General features: G+C 44.9%; 19 protein-coding genes and 1 rRNA gene. 18 read left to right on the top strand and 2 right to left on the bottom strand.

Annotated features, from left to right (window positions below; translation table 11 throughout):
* Positions 1-80 precede the first annotated feature (80 nt).
* A complete protein-coding gene (locus FKV70_RS19635; protein ID WP_063212821.1) occupies positions 81-647 on the bottom strand; it encodes a pyridoxamine 5'-phosphate oxidase family protein in 567 nt (188 codons plus the stop codon).
* Positions 648-924: 277 nt separating this feature from the next.
* Here FKV70_RS19635 and FKV70_RS19630 point away from each other — a divergent pair, with 277 nt between their 5' ends.
* Entirely contained in the window at positions 925-1,581 is a 657-nt protein-coding gene (locus FKV70_RS19630; protein WP_064797202.1) for a DUF6483 family protein, read from the top strand.
* Positions 1,568-2,782 carry a class I SAM-dependent methyltransferase gene (locus FKV70_RS19625; protein WP_063212819.1) on the top strand — a complete coding sequence of 405 codons (1,215 nt, stop codon included), beginning with the start codon at positions 1,568-1,570 and terminating at the stop codon, positions 2,780-2,782. Before FKV70_RS19630 ends, FKV70_RS19625 begins: the two co-directional genes overlap by 14 nt.
* Positions 2,783-2,862: 80 nt before the next feature.
* Here FKV70_RS19625 and FKV70_RS19620 read toward each other — a convergent pair whose 3' ends face one another.
* Complete coding sequence (locus tag FKV70_RS19620) at positions 2,863-3,186, bottom strand: hypothetical protein (protein WP_063212818.1); 324 nt, start codon at positions 3,184-3,186, stop codon at positions 2,863-2,865.
* A 144-nt stretch (positions 3,187-3,330) separates the two neighbouring features.
* Here FKV70_RS19620 and uptA point away from each other — a divergent pair, with 144 nt between their 5' ends.
* The 16 genes from uptA to FKV70_RS19540 form a co-directional block, all read left to right on the top strand.
* Positions 3,331-3,945 (top strand): undecaprenyl phosphate transporter UptA, encoded by a 615-nt coding sequence (gene uptA, locus FKV70_RS19615; RefSeq protein WP_063212817.1) that lies wholly within the window; start codon positions 3,331-3,333, stop codon positions 3,943-3,945.
* A 1-nt stretch (position 3,946) separates the two neighbouring features.
* Positions 3,947-4,516: a thioredoxin family protein gene (locus FKV70_RS19610; protein WP_142613934.1), complete on the top strand. Its 570-nt coding sequence runs from the start codon at positions 3,947-3,949 to the stop codon at positions 4,514-4,516.
* A gap of 3 nt (positions 4,517-4,519) precedes the next feature.
* Positions 4,520-5,149, top strand: a complete 630-nt coding sequence (locus FKV70_RS19605) for an MBL fold metallo-hydrolase (RefSeq protein ID WP_064797200.1) — start codon at positions 4,520-4,522, stop codon at positions 5,147-5,149.
* Positions 5,150-5,392: 243 nt separating this feature from the next.
* The gene (locus FKV70_RS19600; protein ID WP_063212876.1) at positions 5,393-5,602 is read left to right on the top strand and encodes a hypothetical protein; all 210 of its coding nucleotides are present in this window, start codon (positions 5,393-5,395) and stop codon (positions 5,600-5,602) included.
* 80 nt (positions 5,603-5,682) lie between these two features.
* On the top strand, positions 5,683-6,069 hold the full coding sequence (locus FKV70_RS19595; protein WP_063212814.1) for a hypothetical protein: 387 nt from the start codon (positions 5,683-5,685) through the stop codon (positions 6,067-6,069).
* Between the two features lie 293 nt (positions 6,070-6,362).
* A complete protein-coding gene (gene gatC, locus FKV70_RS19590) occupies positions 6,363-6,650 on the top strand; it encodes an Asp-tRNA(Asn)/Glu-tRNA(Gln) amidotransferase subunit GatC (RefSeq protein WP_063212812.1) in 288 nt (95 codons plus the stop codon).
* A gap of 27 nt (positions 6,651-6,677) precedes the next feature.
* Positions 6,678-8,135 (top strand): Asp-tRNA(Asn)/Glu-tRNA(Gln) amidotransferase subunit GatA, encoded by a 1,458-nt coding sequence (gene gatA / locus FKV70_RS19585; protein ID WP_142613933.1) that lies wholly within the window; start codon positions 6,678-6,680, stop codon positions 8,133-8,135.
* A 26-nt stretch (positions 8,136-8,161) separates the two neighbouring features.
* Positions 8,162-9,607, top strand: coding sequence for an Asp-tRNA(Asn)/Glu-tRNA(Gln) amidotransferase subunit GatB (gatB, locus tag FKV70_RS19580; RefSeq protein ID WP_064797199.1), 1,446 nt, complete (start codon positions 8,162-8,164; stop codon positions 9,605-9,607).
* A gap of 133 nt (positions 9,608-9,740) precedes the next feature.
* Positions 9,741-10,202 carry a GNAT family N-acetyltransferase gene (locus FKV70_RS19575; RefSeq protein ID WP_142613932.1) on the top strand — a complete coding sequence of 154 codons (462 nt, stop codon included), beginning with the start codon at positions 9,741-9,743 and terminating at the stop codon, positions 10,200-10,202.
* A 58-nt stretch (positions 10,203-10,260) separates the two neighbouring features.
* Complete coding sequence (locus FKV70_RS19570) at positions 10,261-10,974, top strand: MgtC/SapB family protein (protein ID WP_142613931.1); 714 nt, start codon at positions 10,261-10,263, stop codon at positions 10,972-10,974.
* An 82-nt stretch (positions 10,975-11,056) separates the two neighbouring features.
* A complete protein-coding gene (locus tag FKV70_RS19565) occupies positions 11,057-11,701 on the top strand; it encodes a hypothetical protein (RefSeq protein ID WP_063212807.1) in 645 nt (214 codons plus the stop codon).
* 7 nt (positions 11,702-11,708) lie between these two features.
* Entirely contained in the window at positions 11,709-13,112 is a 1,404-nt protein-coding gene (locus FKV70_RS19560) for a DUF4097 family beta strand repeat-containing protein (protein WP_142613930.1), read from the top strand.
* A gap of 111 nt (positions 13,113-13,223) precedes the next feature.
* Entirely contained in the window at positions 13,224-13,655 is a 432-nt protein-coding gene (locus FKV70_RS19555; RefSeq protein ID WP_013373015.1) for a Fur family transcriptional regulator, read from the top strand.
* Positions 13,656-13,841: 186 nt separating this feature from the next.
* Positions 13,842-15,560, top strand: a complete 1,719-nt coding sequence (locus tag FKV70_RS19550; RefSeq protein ID WP_063212805.1) for a glycosyl hydrolase family 18 protein — start codon at positions 13,842-13,844, stop codon at positions 15,558-15,560.
* 112 nt (positions 15,561-15,672) lie between these two features.
* Positions 15,673-16,551, top strand: coding sequence for a nucleotidyltransferase-like protein (locus FKV70_RS19545; RefSeq protein ID WP_231887526.1), 879 nt, complete (start codon positions 15,673-15,675; stop codon positions 16,549-16,551).
* Positions 16,552-17,012: 461 nt separating this feature from the next.
* Positions 17,013-17,130: ribosomal RNA gene (locus FKV70_RS19540) — 16S ribosomal RNA — on the top strand; the annotation flags it as partial.

The raw sequence follows: 17,130 nt of genomic DNA, 5'->3' as shown, positions 1-17,130 counted from the left end.
ATATAACCGGAACCTTCTGATGTAGTAACAGAGGGGATCCGGTTTTTTGTATACAAATTGTTATTAGATGTATAGAATGCCTAAGTCCTATTGTTTTTGTTCAAGGCAAACGCCGTTGGCAAACCGTCGATACTCTCTAAATTTTTCTCGTATGCATACTTTCTAAGTGCTTCTTCGCCCATCTGAATCGCCACGTCCTTCAGCTTTTCCCGTTCACTCGTGTATGTCATAAAGGGAACTGCAAATCCACATGTATGTTGTACCATATGAACATCAACAACAATGATTTGTCTTGCTCCAGGCAGTGGATTGAAGAGGGGATACAGCTCATGCCAACGCTTTGTATCGGGCAGTACGACTGCACCAGTACCATAGAGCTTTAATACACAAGGTTCGCCTTCAAATGCACAGAACATGATGGTTACCCGTCCGTTCTCTATAATGTGTGCGCTTGTCTCATTGCCACTTCCCGCCAAGTCAAGATAGGCTACCTGATGATCTGACAATATACGAAAGGAGTCGTATCCTTTGGGGGAAATATTCACATGCCCCGTCTCAGATACAGGTGCTGATCCTACAAAGAAAATATGCTGTCGCTGTATAAACTCCTTATATTCCGGTAGTATCGAACTAAATTGTTTTCCCATACGTTAACATCCTCCCCGTAAAAACATCAAAGTGTAATTTTGTTTCGGTTGAAAATAAATATTTTATTATATTGCGTGGTTTAATAATACATAACAATTATTTTTGTTTCTAACGAAACAAAAATAACATAAGAATAACAGAGGATCAATAGCAAATTTTCGAATAATGGAATTACGCCATGAGGGCGACATTTGGCTTTTAGACAAGGATGTCATACAATCAGAAGGGACAAGGTTCCTGATTCTCTAGGCATCGGGATGAAAGGAAGGGAACAGCTTGCTTAGAAAAGATTATTTGCTAGGTATGATGGAAGAATTGACATCCGCAGTAGCATCGGTGCTTGGGCTGAGGCGTGAAAATAAACACGTCGAAGCGCTAAAACAACTAGATGACTTACTCAACAAGCAGTTTCGCCTTCGTTCAGATTTGCTCAGACGATTGCCGCCGGAACAAATTATTGAGCTTTTCCGAATGGGACCTGGGATGGAAGCGGATGAGCTTCAGCAAGTGGCTCGCATTCTGGAAGAAGAAGCTGCTATATACTTGGAAACCAGCAAAATAGACGAGGGCATACGAATTTTAATGAAAACTCTTCATTTATATTTGTACAGCGATCTGAATGGCGCGACTCGTGATCTACAGGTCCTGCCCGAACGAATAGCATGTATCGTGAAACTGGTTCATGAATATGAGCTTCCACCTGAAACCAGCAAGCTGTTGGCTCTTCATTATGAGCGCGAAAACAGGCTGGATAAAGCCGCCGATGTCTGGTTTGGATTGGCGTGGGAGCAGCCAGAGCTGAGATTGGAAGCAGAGACATTTTACAGTCAGTTACTGGATAAGACCAATGCAGAGCTGGAACGGGGTGGAATTTCACGTCAGGAAATCACCGAGGGGTTGTCCGAGATCACCCAATTACATGAAAGAAAGTGAGATGTACCTTTTGGATTCACTGCGCGAACTTGTATACCAATTAACCACGGGAGGTTCCCTCATCACAGCAACGCTGAGTCAGCTGCGCAAACGCGAGGATGCTTCTTTTACTAAAGTACAAATCAAACCTGTAGAATTGAAAAACAAACTGCATTACCAGTTTGCCTTTCATTACAGCAACAAAGTCATTCATGAAAATCTGACTCCTGACGAAGCTAATGAGCGCATGACTGCCTTGTTTGAGGATACATTCCGCCAAGGACTGCTGTGTGCCAAGGATGCAGACTATCAGGTGCTAATCAGTAAAAAATATAAAGTATCCATTCTGACAAAGTCACCGAGCAAAAGTAAAGCCGATCTGTCTCATAATCGCAAAAAGCAATATGTGCTTGAGGAAGGAGAGCGTATTCCTTTCCTGATTGAGCTCGGCATCATGAATGAGGACGGTAAGGTACTAGCTCGCAAGTATGATAAATTCCGTCAAATCAACCGTTTTCTCGAAATGGTGCAGGATGTATTGCCCAGCCTTCCGGTAGGCCGCCCATTGACGATTGTGGATTTTGGCTGCGGCAAGTCGTATTTGACCTTTGCTCTGTATCACTATTTGGCTGTGCAGCAAAAGCGACCTTTGCAGATTGTCGGCTTGGACTTAAAGGCAGATGTCATTGAAACCTGTAATGTTCTGGCTCAAAAGCTGCAATATCGGCAGTTGGAGTTTCTGGTCGGAGATATTGCGGATTACAATGAACTGGAGCAGGTGGACATGGTCGTTACCTTGCATGCATGCGATACAGCAACAGATGCAGCGCTGGAAAAAGCTGTCCGCTGGGGAGCATCCGTCATTTTATCGGTTCCGTGCTGCCAGCACGAGCTGTTTAGCCAACTGGAAAATCCGGTATTGGAGCCTTTGCTCTCCCACGGTATTTTGAAGGAGCGTTTTTCTGCACTGGCAACGGATGGAATCCGGGCCAAGCTGCTGGATATGATGGGGTATCGGACACAGCTACTGGAATTTATCGATATGGAGCATACCCCTAAAAATATTCTGATTCGTGCCGTTAAAGGTCAAGCGGGAGAACGTTCCGTTTTGTGGCGTGAGTACACAGCATTTCGGGATTTTATACATGCTGATCCTTACCTGGAACGTGCTTGTGCGGATCTGCTCCCCGAAGGAGCGGGGCAGAAGCAGTCACACAGCTAAGGAACATAGTAAAAGTGGAGCCACAGCAGGGGGCTCCACTTTTTTGTAGTTAACAGTTTATGGGTGCTATACGCAAACATCTACCCGCCATAGGCACTTCTAAAAGCGGTGCACAAGACATCACGATCCACCTCCCACAATGCTGCGAGCTCTTCGCTGACATCTTCGTCCCACCAGTCGCAGAGTAGTTTGCGATTGCTATGGTTTTCCGCAATCCAGATGAGGTGTCCGACGACCTTGCGGCAGTACAGCTCTTCACCCTGCTTGACCAGATCAGGAGCAATGTGAACAGGCAGACGCTTGCAGGTTCGGTACAGCTCTTTGCTGCATGCGCGGCGGATACCACGAGCCGTGGGTAAACGGGATTGTGAATTGTCATGTTTGGGGAATTTGCCGGGAGGCATATTGTACCCCCTCCTCTCTCTCACAACTTATGCGGGCACAGGAGCCGGGGTCACTGACCTCCCTAATTGCGCGAAGTGGCGACGTGTTCTGCCGCTGTGATACACTAATGAAAATAGAGAAACAGGCAGGGAGTGGGAAGAGAAATGGACCATATATCTAGTATCATTAGTTATTTGTTTGAGATCATTCGCAGTATGGGGTATTTTGGTATTATGTTAGGCCTGATGGTGGAGGTTATTCCAAGTGAAATTGTCCTCGCTTATGGCGGCTTTTTAGTGTCCTCAGGACATATTAATTTTTTTGGAGCAGTTATTTTTGGAACGATTGGCGGGGTGCTGGCCCAGCTGTTTATATATTGGATCGGGCGCTATGGCGGCAGACCGGTATTGGATAAGTACGGGAAATACATACTCATCAAAAAAAGCCATGTCGACCACGCTGAAGCTTGGTTTAATAAATACGGCACAGGAGTCATTTTTACAGCTCGCTTCATCCCTGTTGTGCGTCACGCGATCTCAATCCCTGCCGGGTTGGCTCGAATGAACGTATGGCGCTTTATTATTTTGACGACGCTGGCGATTATACCTTGGTCTGTTTTGTTTATATATTTAGGTATGGTGCTGGGAGACAAGTGGGAGCAAATTGATGAAGTGGCGGCACCTTACATCAAACCCATCTTGCTGGTTGCGCTTGCACTCTTGATCGTTTATTTTGTAATCAAATGGATTGTAGCCAAAAACAAAAAAGGAAGTGTATAACATGAGCCGTACTAACGTATCGCAATATTTCGGCAAGGGCTTGAGTCCCGAGCAGTTTATGGAAGGTATGGAAAAAAACAAGGAAGCTTTTCGCTTCGGATACGATCAGTTTGTGTGGAGTAGCGAAGAGGATCGGAAGTTTTTTGAAAGCTTGAACCATCGTGACGATCTGCGTGTGCTTATATTGGCTGCCGACTGGTGTGGGGATGTCGTACGCAATGTACCTGTAGTGTTCCGCGCACTGGAAAATAGCGGTATTCCAACTGAAGTGTTGATTCTTGAAAATCATCAGGCGCTGATGGACGATTTCCTGACGATGGGCGGACGTGCTGTGCCGATTGTGATTTTTGCGGATACGGGAGGTCACGTACTTGGTCACTGGGGACCACGCCCTGCACATGTCCAACAAATTATGATCGAATTCAAACGTGAAAATCCAGATCGGGAAGCCGATGATTATCAAGAAAAAATCGCAGTTGCTCGCAAGGAAATGGCTGCAAAATATGGGGAGGGAACCGAGGTTCATCCTGTGATTGTTCAGGAATTACGCGAGCTGATCTCGGGATTTTAACTTATGACCTTATCAATTCGTAGCTTTAACCTTGGACCCCTTCAAACGAATGCTTATTTGCTTCAAGGGGATGATCCACAGCGCGCCGTTATTATTGATCCAGGAATGAATCCGGGACCTTTGCTGAGAGCGATTGAATCCCTGACCATTGAAGCTGTCCTGCTGACCCATGCCCATTTTGATCATATCGGTGGGGTGGAGGAGATTCGCAATGCCAAAGGATGCCCGGTGTATCTACACGCCTTGGAGCAGGACTGGCTCACATCTCCTAAGCTGAATGGCTCCTTAATGTGGCCAGAGGCATCACCACCGATCTCGACAGAACCTGCTGAATATGATTTGGCAGAGGGGCAGCAATTAAATCTAATCGGGCATACATTCAAAGTGTTCCATACACCGGGGCATTCACCCGGTAGCGTCAGCTTCTTGTGCGGCAAAGATCTTTTTTCCGGGGATGTACTGTTCCGTCAGGGCGTTGGACGCACAGATCTAACGGGTGGCCGGGAACGCGATTTGTATGACTCCATCCAGAATAAGTTGTTTCCACTTGGAGATGACGTTACAGTGTATCCTGGTCACGGACCCAAAACATCCATTGGTTATGAGAAAGCCCACAATCCGTATATTCGTTAAATCTGATGAACATCAATTAGTGAGGCAAAATCAAAGAAGTGACAGGTTTTGCCTCAATTCGACAACAAAATATAAATTATGTATAGACAAAGGTTATTATTTTTGTTAACATACATGTATTAAAGTTACATACTAAACTCGCGAAGCACGCAAGCTGTGGATGAATCCCGGTTTGCGTTCTTTTTTTTGCCCATAAGAGGATATAGAGGGATGAAGCCGTCAGATCACAAGGGGGGAGCAAGAATGAAAAGAAAACATATATATAAGGTACATCGTGAGAACGAAGGTAGTTTACATCTTCCCAAAATAATAGATATTAAAGATGATGTGGTAGGTTCCGAACCGAAGATTATAACCTGGAATAAGGTAAAACGGCGGGACAGAAGTCTTACACAAAACTGGCAGATAAGGCTCAATGAACATAGAAATGGACGAGGAGACGGTCGATTATGAAGATATATAGATGATATAGACAAGCTACCTTTTTTTTAGTAGACTTAGCAGATAAGTTCAGACAAACGGGGGGGCTAACGATGCATCATTTAGGAGCTAGAATTATGATCGTCGCGGATGCTTTTGAGCAGAATCTTCCTGTGGGCGAACATGGTTATATCATTGCTTACGACCGTAATGCGGACAATGCTTTTGACTATGTCATTCGCATACCGAAAGTGAATCGCAATTTTTTCGTACCATCCGGGGACATCGAGCTGGAAGAAAGTATTCTCAAGCTGGAAGCCGAACGGATTGAGCGTGAAGCGCTGATAGATTACGCCCTTGCTACTCATAATGAGAAGCTGTTCAGACATGTGATGAACGGTGGTCATGATTCAGTAGAGACGGAGGAAGAAGAAACCGCGGCAGAATTGTTGTCACAGGCTGATTTTATCAAACAAGTTAATTTACGTGCTTGGATATAGGAGTCGGCTGTTGCCGACTCTTTTTAACAATATATAATGAGCACGATTTCAGCTGCTATAGTTTTCTCGAAAGAGCACCGAGAGGTGCTTTTTTTATATTCTTTTAGTAACATTTACCTCATTCATGTACAGTCTGCTTCTGTACCGCGTCAAAGATTGAATTGTATAGGGTTCTATCCTATAATTAAAAACGTTATTTCAAAGTTCGGTGTAACATTTTTGATGTCAGGATTTTGCAAAATCCGATTCCAGTCGCTTATTGGATTTTTGTTTATATATGAGGAGGGATTTGAATGAACATTTCCAAAGAAGATGTCCGTCATGTAGCCAGGCTGTCCCGGTTGAATCTGACCGAGGCTGAGGAAGAAACCATGACAGGACAATTAAATGCCATTCTCCATTATGCGGAGAAGCTGAATGAGTTGGATACGGAGCAGGTAAAACCGACCACTCATGTGCTGCATGTCAGCAATGTTATGCGGGACGACGAAGTTCGCGAAAGTTTGACGCACGAGCAAGTGATGCGTAATGCACCTGAAGAAGAAGACGGACAGTTTAAAGTTCCTGCTGTTCTGGAATAGATTTCACATTTGAAAGGAGGATGCAAATTGAGCTTGTTTAATAACACATTGCCGGAAATACATAACAAGCTGCATCAAAAGGAAATTTCCGTGAGTGATCTGGTGGGACACGCTCTGGAGACAATTGATGCGCGGGAAGACAAGATCAGAGCCTATATTACCGTTGACGAGGAACAGGCCCGGGCATCCGCACGTCAGCTGGATGATCAGCTGATTTCAGGAGAAGAACGAGGGTTGCTGTTTGGTTTACCGATCGGTATTAAGGATAATATCGTGACAGAAGGGCTGCGTACTACATGTGGTAGTCAGTTTTTGAAAAATTTTGACCCTGTTTACGACGCCACGGTTGTCGGTAAGTTACGCGCAGCGCAAACGGTGACACTTGGTAAAATGAACATGGACGAATTCGCCATGGGCGGTTCTAATGAGAACTCCAGCTTTTTCCCGGCACGTAATCCATGGGATCTAGAACGTGTTCCCGGCGGTTCCAGTGGCGGCTCGGCTGCGGCTGTTGCGGCGGGTGAGGCTTATTTCACACTCGGTTCCGATACAGGCGGCTCTATTCGCCAGCCTGCTTCTTATTGCGGTGTAGTTGGCCTAAAACCAACCTATGGTCTCGTATCCCGTTTTGGACTGGTGGCCTTTGCCTCCTCTTTAGACCAAATCGGACCGATTACCAAAAATGTTCAGGATTCGGCCTATGTCCTGCAAGCCATTGCTGGCTATGACCCGAAGGACTCCACGTCTGCGAAGGTAGACATTCCTGATTATTTGAACGCTTTAACCGGAGATGTAAAAGGACTTCGCATCGCTGTGCCTAAAGAGTATCTTGGTGAAGGCGTAGATCCACAGGTCAAGGAAAAGGTGCTTGATGCACTGAAAACACTGGAAGGCTTGGGCGCTATATGGGAAGAGGTATCTCTTCCACATACGGAATATGCAGTTGCGACATATTACCTGCTGGCTTCATCCGAAGCATCATCCAATCTGGCCCGCTTCGACGGCGTGCGCTATGGTGTACGCTCCGACAATCCAGATAACCTGCTTGATCTCTACCATCAGTCCCGTACGCAAGGGTTTGGTCCTGAGGTGAAGCGTCGGATTATGCTCGGTACTTATGCACTCAGCTCCGGGTACTACGATGCTTATTATTTGAAAGCTCAAAAAGTGCGTACACTGATCAAACAGGATTTTGATCGTGTATTTGAACAATATGATGTGATTATCGGACCTACAGCACCGACTACCGCTTTCAAAATCGGTTCTCAAGTGGATGATCCATTGACGATGTATTTGAACGATATTTTGACGATTCCGGTAAGTTTGGCTGGTGTGCCGGCTATCAGTATTCCTTGTGGTCTTGCAGATGGAATGCCAGTCGGACTGCAAATTATCGGGAAAGCTTTTGACGAGTCTTCTGTACTGCGTGTAGCTCACGCTTTTGAACAAAATACTGAATTTCACAAGCAGCGTCCGCAGCTGTAATTTGCCAAAAAGGAGGGAACCTATTCATGTCTACAACTACATCGAAGTATGAGACGGTCATCGGACTTGAAGTCCATGTGGAACTGCATACGAAGTCCAAAATATTTTGCGGATGCTCGACATCCTTCGGAGCGCCGCCAAACTCTCATACATGTCCGGTTTGTCTCGGACATCCGGGGGTATTGCCAGTATTGAATCGTCAAGCCGTTGATTATGCGATGAAAGCAGCAATGGCGCTCAATTGCACCATCGCTGATGTGAGCAAGTTTGACCGCAAAAACTATTTTTACCCCGATTCACCGAAGGCTTACCAAATCTCGCAATATGATCAACCGATTGGCGAGAACGGCTGGATTGATATTGAAGTGAACGGTGAAACCAAGCGTATCGGTATTACCCGGTTGCATCTGGAAGAGGATGCAGGGAAATTAACCCATGTTGATGGTGGCTATGCGTCATTGGTTGATTTTAACCGGGTCGGCACACCATTGGTGGAGATTGTTTCGGAACCAGATATATCTTCGCCGGAAGAAGCCAAGGCTTATCTGGAAAAAATACGTGCCATTATGCAGTATTGCGACGTATCCGATGTGAAGATGGAGGAAGGATCGCTTCGTTGTGATGCGAATATCAGCCTTCGTCCGCGCGGACAAAAAGAGCTGGGAACCAAAGCAGAACTGAAAAACATGAACTCCTTCCGTGGCGTACAGCGCGGATTGGAATATGAGCAGTTCCGGCAAGAACAGACGCTGGAAGAAGGCGGAACAATCGTACAGGAGACACGGCGCTGGGATGAGGCGCAGGGTAAGACCTTGTCCATGCGTGGTAAGGAGCAGGCGCACGACTACCGTTATTTCCCGGATCCGGATCTCGTTACACTGCATATTGACGAGGAGTGGAAAGAGCGTATCCGTGCTTCAATTCCTGAATTGCCTGACCAACGTAAAGCGCGTTATACTTCGGAATATGGATTGCCTGAGTATGATGCACAGGTCATTACGTCCTCCAAGCCACTGGCTGATTTGTTTGAGGATAGTCTCCAGTACACCAAGGATGCCAAAGCAGTATCCAACTGGATTATGGGGGATTTACTCGGTTATTTAAACAGTGCCGGTGTCGAACTGTCACAGGTTAAATTGACAGGTCGAGGCTTGGGTGAAATGATCGGTCTACTGGAAAAAGGGACGATCAATAGTAAAATTGCCAAAACAGTCTTCAAGGAAATGCTGGAAAGTGATAAACTGCCACAGCAAATTGTTGAAGAAAAAGGGCTTGTGCAAATCAGTGATGAGGGTGCAATTCTGACAATTGTCGAACAAGTTGTAGCAGCCAACCCGCAATCGGTCGAGGATTACAAAGCTGGCAAGCAAAAGGCCATCGGCTTCTTGGTCGGTCAAGTGATGAAGGAGAGCAAGGGCAAAGCTAACCCTGCCCTCGCTAATAAGTTGCTGACAGAAGTGCTGAATCGTTAATGGCATAGTTATGACAGGGGCTTGTCTTTTAGGGACAGGCCCCTTTTGCATAGGTGCAAAGCAACGCATGGACATCAAACAGGTATTAGAAGCGTGTTGACATATGATGAGTTTCCTTAGGAGGGCAAACGGCATGGTTACCCTATGTTCATTGGAAGATGATGATATTGTCAGTCAGATCTGGCGTCTTCAACACGTCGCCTATAGACTGGAAGCTGAGTTGATCGGGTTTAATGAGATTCCTCCGCTGATGGATACATTGGAAACGCTGAGAAGCTGCGGAGAGTCTTTTTACGGGTGGCTGGAGGATGGTGAACTATTAGGGGCGCTGGCAGTGCAGTCTGAGTCGTCCGGATCGCTTACCCTTACACGTATGATGGTTCATCCAGATCATTTTCGCCAAGGAATTGCGGATTCCTTAATGAAGCATGTTTTGAATAAATATCAGAGTGTCCCCCTGTTTATTGTCACTACAGGAACTTTAAACACGCCAGCGGTGGCACTTTATCGAAAGCATGGTTTTCGTCCCGTTTCCGCGGCAGAGGTGGCCCCAGGCGTGGAATTAACCACCTTCCATTTGCATAACGTGGAATAATACTCACAACCGCGTGCCCGGACAGGGAAATATGACCACAACCGGGAGGAGGACTCGAATGAATAATCCGTGGATTATAGACGATTCACATATCATTTTACGGCTATTACTGTCCATGCTTCTCGGTGGGTTCATTGGCTTTGAGCGCGAACGTTCCAATCACGCTGCTGGTTTACGAACTCACATTATGGTCAGTCTTGGTTCGACGCTGATTATGCTACTGTCCATTTACGGCTTTGCTGATTTTATTAAAGAAGCTAATGTGCGTATAGATCCAGCACGCTTGGCTACGGCGGTGATTACTGGTGTAGGCTTTTTGGGGGCAGGTACGATTATGTTCACGGGTAAATCCATTACTGGACTGACGACGGCGGCTTCCATTTGGGTCGTAGCTGCCATTGGCCTTGGGGTCGGAGCAGGCTTCTACTTCCCCTCTATAGCGGCAACTGTGCTCGTATTTTTAAATTTGTGGGTGTTCAACAAATTAGAACTTCGGTATATGCGTGGACGGAAGCGTCATCTTATTACACTGTACGGATTGTCTTCACACGGATTGCTAGAGCAAATTTCGACTTATTTAGAGCAAGAAAAGATAGAAATACGCAAAATCATGATTAAAGAGCATGAAAATGTTCCGTTTCATGAATTGCATCCGGATCGGCAGAGTATGGAGGTTTCCCTTGAGGTTCTGGCCCGAAATGAATTTAATCCGGTACGTATTGCAGCTGATTTACGACAATGGGAAGATATAGCTGCAGTCTCCGTTGAGTGATCATATTCCTGTTTTTTACAGTTACTATCAAATCTGATTGGGGTACTATGTAACCATCAAAGTATTTTCAGCAGAGTTGCGTATGGAATTCAAAGGGGAGGATGGCATGAACTCGGAACAACCGTTACCGTCTGAACAGTCTAAACAGGCTGAACAGCCCTATAGACAGGAACGGCGGGGGCGTCTGCAATACGCTAAATTTCGCAAAGTAATTGCTATTATCATGGCAGCTATAATACCAGGAATGGGACATCTTTTTTTAGGACTGTTTATTAGGGGACTTACATTTATTGTATTGCTCCTGCTAGATATTTTTGCGATGTTGTATGTTTCCTCAGATGGACTAAGGATTAACATCCCGCTGCTTATTTTGCTTGGATTGTTTATACCCGTTCTATATTTTTATAATGTATACGATGTCTTACAGTCAGCAGATTACATGGTTCGTTATCGGCGTAAGCCAGATCAATATGCACGAATGGATGCTAGAGGTCAGCAAAGCAGTCCTTTTTATGCATGGGAAAGAGGTTTTGCCTTTGCCGTGCTATTGGTAGCAGGTGGAGGACTTATGATTCTGTTCCGCATGAAACCTCGCTGGTTAAGCATTTTCTTTGAAGATTACGGATTTTTGACGCTGGCCATTATATTAATGATGATCGGTTTATTCCTTTTTCTAAGGGAAGCCTTATTGTCCTTTAGACGTAAAAAGTTGAAAGAAAGAGGGTGAAGCAGGCGTGCACCGCAAAATAAGAGTCGGCCGCTACACCGCTTCGCTTTTGTTGATGGCTGTAGGCATTTTGCTGATTGTAGATGTGCTTCAGAACACTGAATATATGCTTCAGCTCCTTGTGTGGTGGCCTGTAATCTTTGTGCTGTGGGGACTGGAGTATCTGATTTTTTTTGGCGTGTACTATCGCAAGGAAGGCAAGCCTGACAATGGACGACGTTTTAGGCCTGACCTTAAGGGAATTCTGTCCGCTTTGGTAGTGACTGCCTCGGTTTTTATCGTGACTCAGCAAAACCATTATATGTATCTGTGGAACCGGGTTAGTCTCAATCTGACATCGGCCTCTATGGATTTTAGCCAGGCTAAAGAGAATCGGTATGATATGGGCGGTGTGCTCATACCTGTAACGATGCAGACGTCCGATGTGGTAGTTGATTCGGTGAATGGAGATATAACACTGATCAGACGACCTGTGTCCAATATAGAGGTGCGTGGGACTCTATGGGTGGATCAAGCGCCTGCGGCCGAGGCGGACAAGATTGCTCAAGCTTCTTCACTGACCTCTACCGACGGGAAGACCATTCAGATTCGTCCGGAGGCACAGTCATACGGAGCATCAAGTAAACGTCAGCCTCGTATGAACATGCTGATCACCGTGCCGGAGGACCGGCGATTCAATATGCAGATTAGAACCTCCAATGGGAATATTACCTTGAATGGAATTGACGCTATCGACAGTATCCGGCTTGAGAGCGGCAATGGGAATCTCATAGTTAATGATGCTATTGGCAATGTCAAAGGAGTCACTCTGAACGGTCAGATTAGATTGTATCGGATTACCGGAGATGTGGATGTGCGCACGAACCGTGGTGATATGCAGGCAGGGGATATTGAGGGAGCCGTGTCATTACACACCATGGTAGGTAACATCCAGGTTGCTCGCTCGGAAGGGGATATCACTGCAGATACTCAGAATGGTGACATGAATATACTGAATTCTAAAGCCAAACTGAATGCAAGTTCACTTAACGGTGCAATCAAAGTGCATAGCGAGCAGGTAGGAGGGGACTGGAAAATATACAGTGCTGTCGGTGATATCGTATTGGATCTTCCGTCGAATGGAGATTTTCAGCTAGAGGGTTCAAGCAGTTATGGTAATCTTCAGTCCGATTTTCCATTTAAAATAGACAGTAAAAGTATTTCAGGCCAAAACGGGGATGGCAAATATGTGATCAACGTAGAAGGGAATAGCAATTTAACCATCAAAAAGTTACTGATACCGTCGTTACCCGACTTGAATGATTCCGGGGAATCGACTGCACCCGATACCTCTGGAAACTCTCTGGATGAACGAGAAGCTCCAATGACAGATACTCCTATAGGAACATCCGGCGACAATGCGTCGCGTTGACAAGAATCTTGAGTAGACCGTACAATGTGAGTAGCTATAGAAGTAAATTGTAAATAGATGTGTGGTAATTTTTGATAGGATTGCAAGTAAGGGATAAGGCGGTGGACATATATGGCAGCACGCGTCCAGCATGCTTTGGAACTTCTGAAGAAGACAGGTGTACGCATAACACCCCAGCGCCATGCCATATTAAACTATTTAATGGAATCTATGGGGCATCCGACTGCAGATGAAATATATCGTGCGCTTGAGTCCAAGTTTCCAAGTATGAGTGTGGCTACGGTTTATAATAACTTAAAGATGTTTATAGAAGCGGGTATGGTACATGAGTTGACCTATGGAGATAACGCCAGTCGATATGATGCCAATATTTCGGAGCACTATCACATCATTTGTGAAAAATGCGGAAAAATTGAAGATTTCAGTTATCCGTATTTGGCAGATGTGGAACGCCATGCTGCGTTGGAAACAGGCTTCGAGGTACATGGACATCGTATGGAGTTACACGGAGTATGCAAAGCTTGTAGTAACAAACAATCGTAACGAAACAAGGAATAGAAGTTTTTGTGGCGTATGTATATATTGTAATGGATTGGAAACGTGAGGAATTCCCCATAAGTGGGGATTTACCGCGTTTTTTTGTTTAAATCACTTTGTTTTTTTGTTTCAAGTCATCTGCTGAAGTCACAAAATACAGAAATCAAAATTTCTTACAATGGAGGTTCAATATTGGCCAGAATTCATTCCAGACGCCGCCGTAAACGTTCTCGATTCAAAGGAGCGGCAAGCCTGCTATTATTCGCAGCGATTATATGCGCTATTACTGTCGTATGGTATGGTAATCCTCTTCACGAGAAACCGGATTGGCAGGGGAGTGTCCGACCTATTTTTATGAAGGGCAAGTTAACCGGATATGAAGCTCAAAGCTCCGGCAAAAACATGTTGATGCCGCTTAAATTGATACAAGGTCAAATTGACCCTACAATTCGTTATGAGGATGACAGCCAAACCGTCATTATGGCAACGAGGCAAAGCTTGCTCCATATGAACGTTTCACAGACACAAGGAGAACTGAATGGTAAAGCATATGTGCTTAGCGCCGCCCCTCAGATCATCGGTGGAGAGGTGTATATCCCCATAGAGGCTGTACGTGAAGTGTATGGTATATCCATACACGAAGATCCTGTGACAGGTGCCGTTATTTTAATGAAAGCTGGAGAGAAGGTCAGGCTAGGTAGTGTAGAAAAGAAAGATGGGGAACAGGATGCTAGAATTGCTTTGCGTAAAGAAGCCTCTAGCCTATCTTTTATTTTGACCGATGTATCTCAGCAGACAAAAGTACGTATCTGGTCCCAACAGGGCGATTGGTATTTTGTGCAGTTAGACAATGGCTATGCAGGATACATTAAGTCAGACTGTATCTCTGAAGGAGAAGAGCTTGCGATACCTTCGGTTAAGGACGAATTGTCCATCTCGGAGAAGCATTGGGAGGGTAGACCCGTGAATCTCGCTTGGGAAGCTGTCTATAATCGTAAGCCTGATCCTTCCAAATTTGATCCTATGCCTGGCGTAAATGTGGTAAGTCCTACATGGTTTAGCGTCGTTGATGATGAGGGCACTGTAGAAAGCAAGGCGGACCCTGCATATGTCAGCTGGGCACATCGCAAGGGGATGGAGGTATGGGGCTTGTTGAGCAACAGCTTTAACCCCGAAATAACAACCGAGGCATTATCTACCTTTGAACGCCGAAAGTCGATTGTAGATCAAATGATTTCACTTGCCCTAGAAAATGATCTGGACGGTATTAATATTGACTTTGAAAATGTTCATACAAAGGATGGTCCCAATGTCACCCAGTTTTTGCGAGAACTTAAACCGATGGCTCGGGCACATGATTTGATATTATCGATTGATGTTACGCCTAAATCTCAAAGTGAGATGTGGTCTGCCTTCTTGGATCGAAAATCACTAGGCGCGATCACTGATTATCTCATGGTAATGGCGTATGATGAGCATTGGGCAGCTAGTCCAAAGGCTGGTTCCGTTGCCTCATTGCCATGGACAGAAGCGTCGATTAAGCGGGTTCTTCAGGAAGACGAAGTGCCGCCTCAGAAAGTAATTTTAGGTATACCGTTATATACCCGCGTTTGGTCCGAGACTCCCAAAGAAGGGAAGATTAAGGTCACATCCAAATCACTTGGTATGGAGTCAGTAGCGGATATCATAGCCGAATTTAAGTTGAAGCCTAAATTTAGAGCCTCCGAAGGTCAGAATTATGTCGAGTATACAGAAGACGGTGTGGTCAAAAAGATTTGGTTAGAGGATCAGGTATCCCTGAAGGCAAGAGTGGAACTTGCCAAATCACTGAATCTAGGCGGAATTGGTGTGTGGAGTCGAAGTTTTGCAGATAAAAATGCTTGGATAACACTGAAAGAAATAATTAAATAAGATAAAAATTTATACAATTGAAGAAGGAAGTTTCTTATTTATGTAGAAATGATCACATGTATCCAAAATTCAATTTAGCGGTTATAGCCGCCTTGCAGGTATGGAGGGTGAAGTGCAGCTAACCAAATTAAACCTGATGCATGATGAATTGTTGCAGGAAGATTCAATAGGTGTTATTTCGTACAGAAAGCCGGGAGAGTATTTCCACGGTTCGATGTTGCACGACTTTGATGAACTCATTCTGATTATTGGAGAAGGCCGGAAACCAGTTCGTTCTATTCAACACTTATTGATTAATGGATTAAAGTGCCAAGTGTTGTACACAACGCTCAGATGTCTGAAGGGCTGGATTATCGCTGGTGAACAAGCCAACATTATAGATTATGTGCTAGAAGGTCGTATGGTCTGGGAACGGGATGAAAGGGTTCGTCATTTAAGGCAGGAAATTATTGAATTTAACGATCCACTGCGGGAGCAGAAACGATTTCATGAGTTCTCCCGCTTTCTGGTCAATTACGTTCAGGGTAAGAAAGCAGTACGGGAAGGGCGGACCATTGACGCTTATCAAAGTGTATTGAAGGCACTGGATCATTGGGCTTCTATTGAACTCATTGAACGAGGAATTTATCCTAAGGTTCACTTATGGGTTCAGGTACAATCGCTGGATCGAACGGTTGAAAAGTTATATAACGAGCTCACATTAAGTACGGAGACTCTGGAGCAACGGGTTGAACTGGTACTGCTTGCCTGTGAATTTTCAGTCATGTCAAAAATGGAGGAGTGCTCCTCTCCGCTATTACGTATATTAGGCAGCAGGCGGGAACCTTGGTCAATAGATGAACTTATGAATCATCCTGAGCTAGAAGATCTACAAATAGATCTTACTGTCGTGCTTCGTAAGCTGGTTTATCGTTCGCTTATTAGAGAATCAGCCGCCGGGGGATTTAGGGATCGCGGACAAAATCGTGAACTGCGCTACTCCCTTCTTTGATGATGGTCGAAGAGGTTAATTTATCAGGAAGAAAGGTTGATATACGCGATCCTTTCTTCCTTTTTTCTTACCTGAATTTGGAGTTTACAGGAGATAAAAATAAATAAATTATTAGTTTGGCTTGACGAGTATGTAAAATATGTGCTAAGTTATAACTCGCCCCATTAAGCAACACGAATAATTTATAACTGTCTAAAGCAGGATAAAAGGTGTTGCAACAAGCGAAAGAATAAAGTTTAAAAAAATGCTTGACGAAAAATGAGATTATATGTTACATTATTTAAGTCGCCGCTGAGACGCGGTGGTGAAACAAAGCGAGTCATAATAAAGGTTTGATCTTTGAAAACTGAACAACGAGTGAGTAAATTGATTTTGTTCACAAAATCAAACATGAGATATTTTATCTCGTCAGTTTCAACATGAGCTAATCGCTCTTTCGATAAACCAACTTTGGTTGGTCTTTAATGGAGAGTTTGATCCTGGCTCAGGACGAACGCTGGCGGCGTGCCTAATACATGCAAGTCGAGCGGGGTTGTTTAGAAGCTTGCTTCTAAACAACCTAGCGGCGGACGGGTGAGT

The sequence above is a fragment of the Paenibacillus ottowii genome, assembly GCF_006874425.1.
Classification (GTDB): domain Bacteria; phylum Bacillota; class Bacilli; order Paenibacillales; family Paenibacillaceae; genus Paenibacillus; species Paenibacillus ottowii.
The sequence above is the reverse complement of the archived record's forward strand: the minus strand, read 5'-3'. Positions and strand labels throughout refer to the sequence as shown.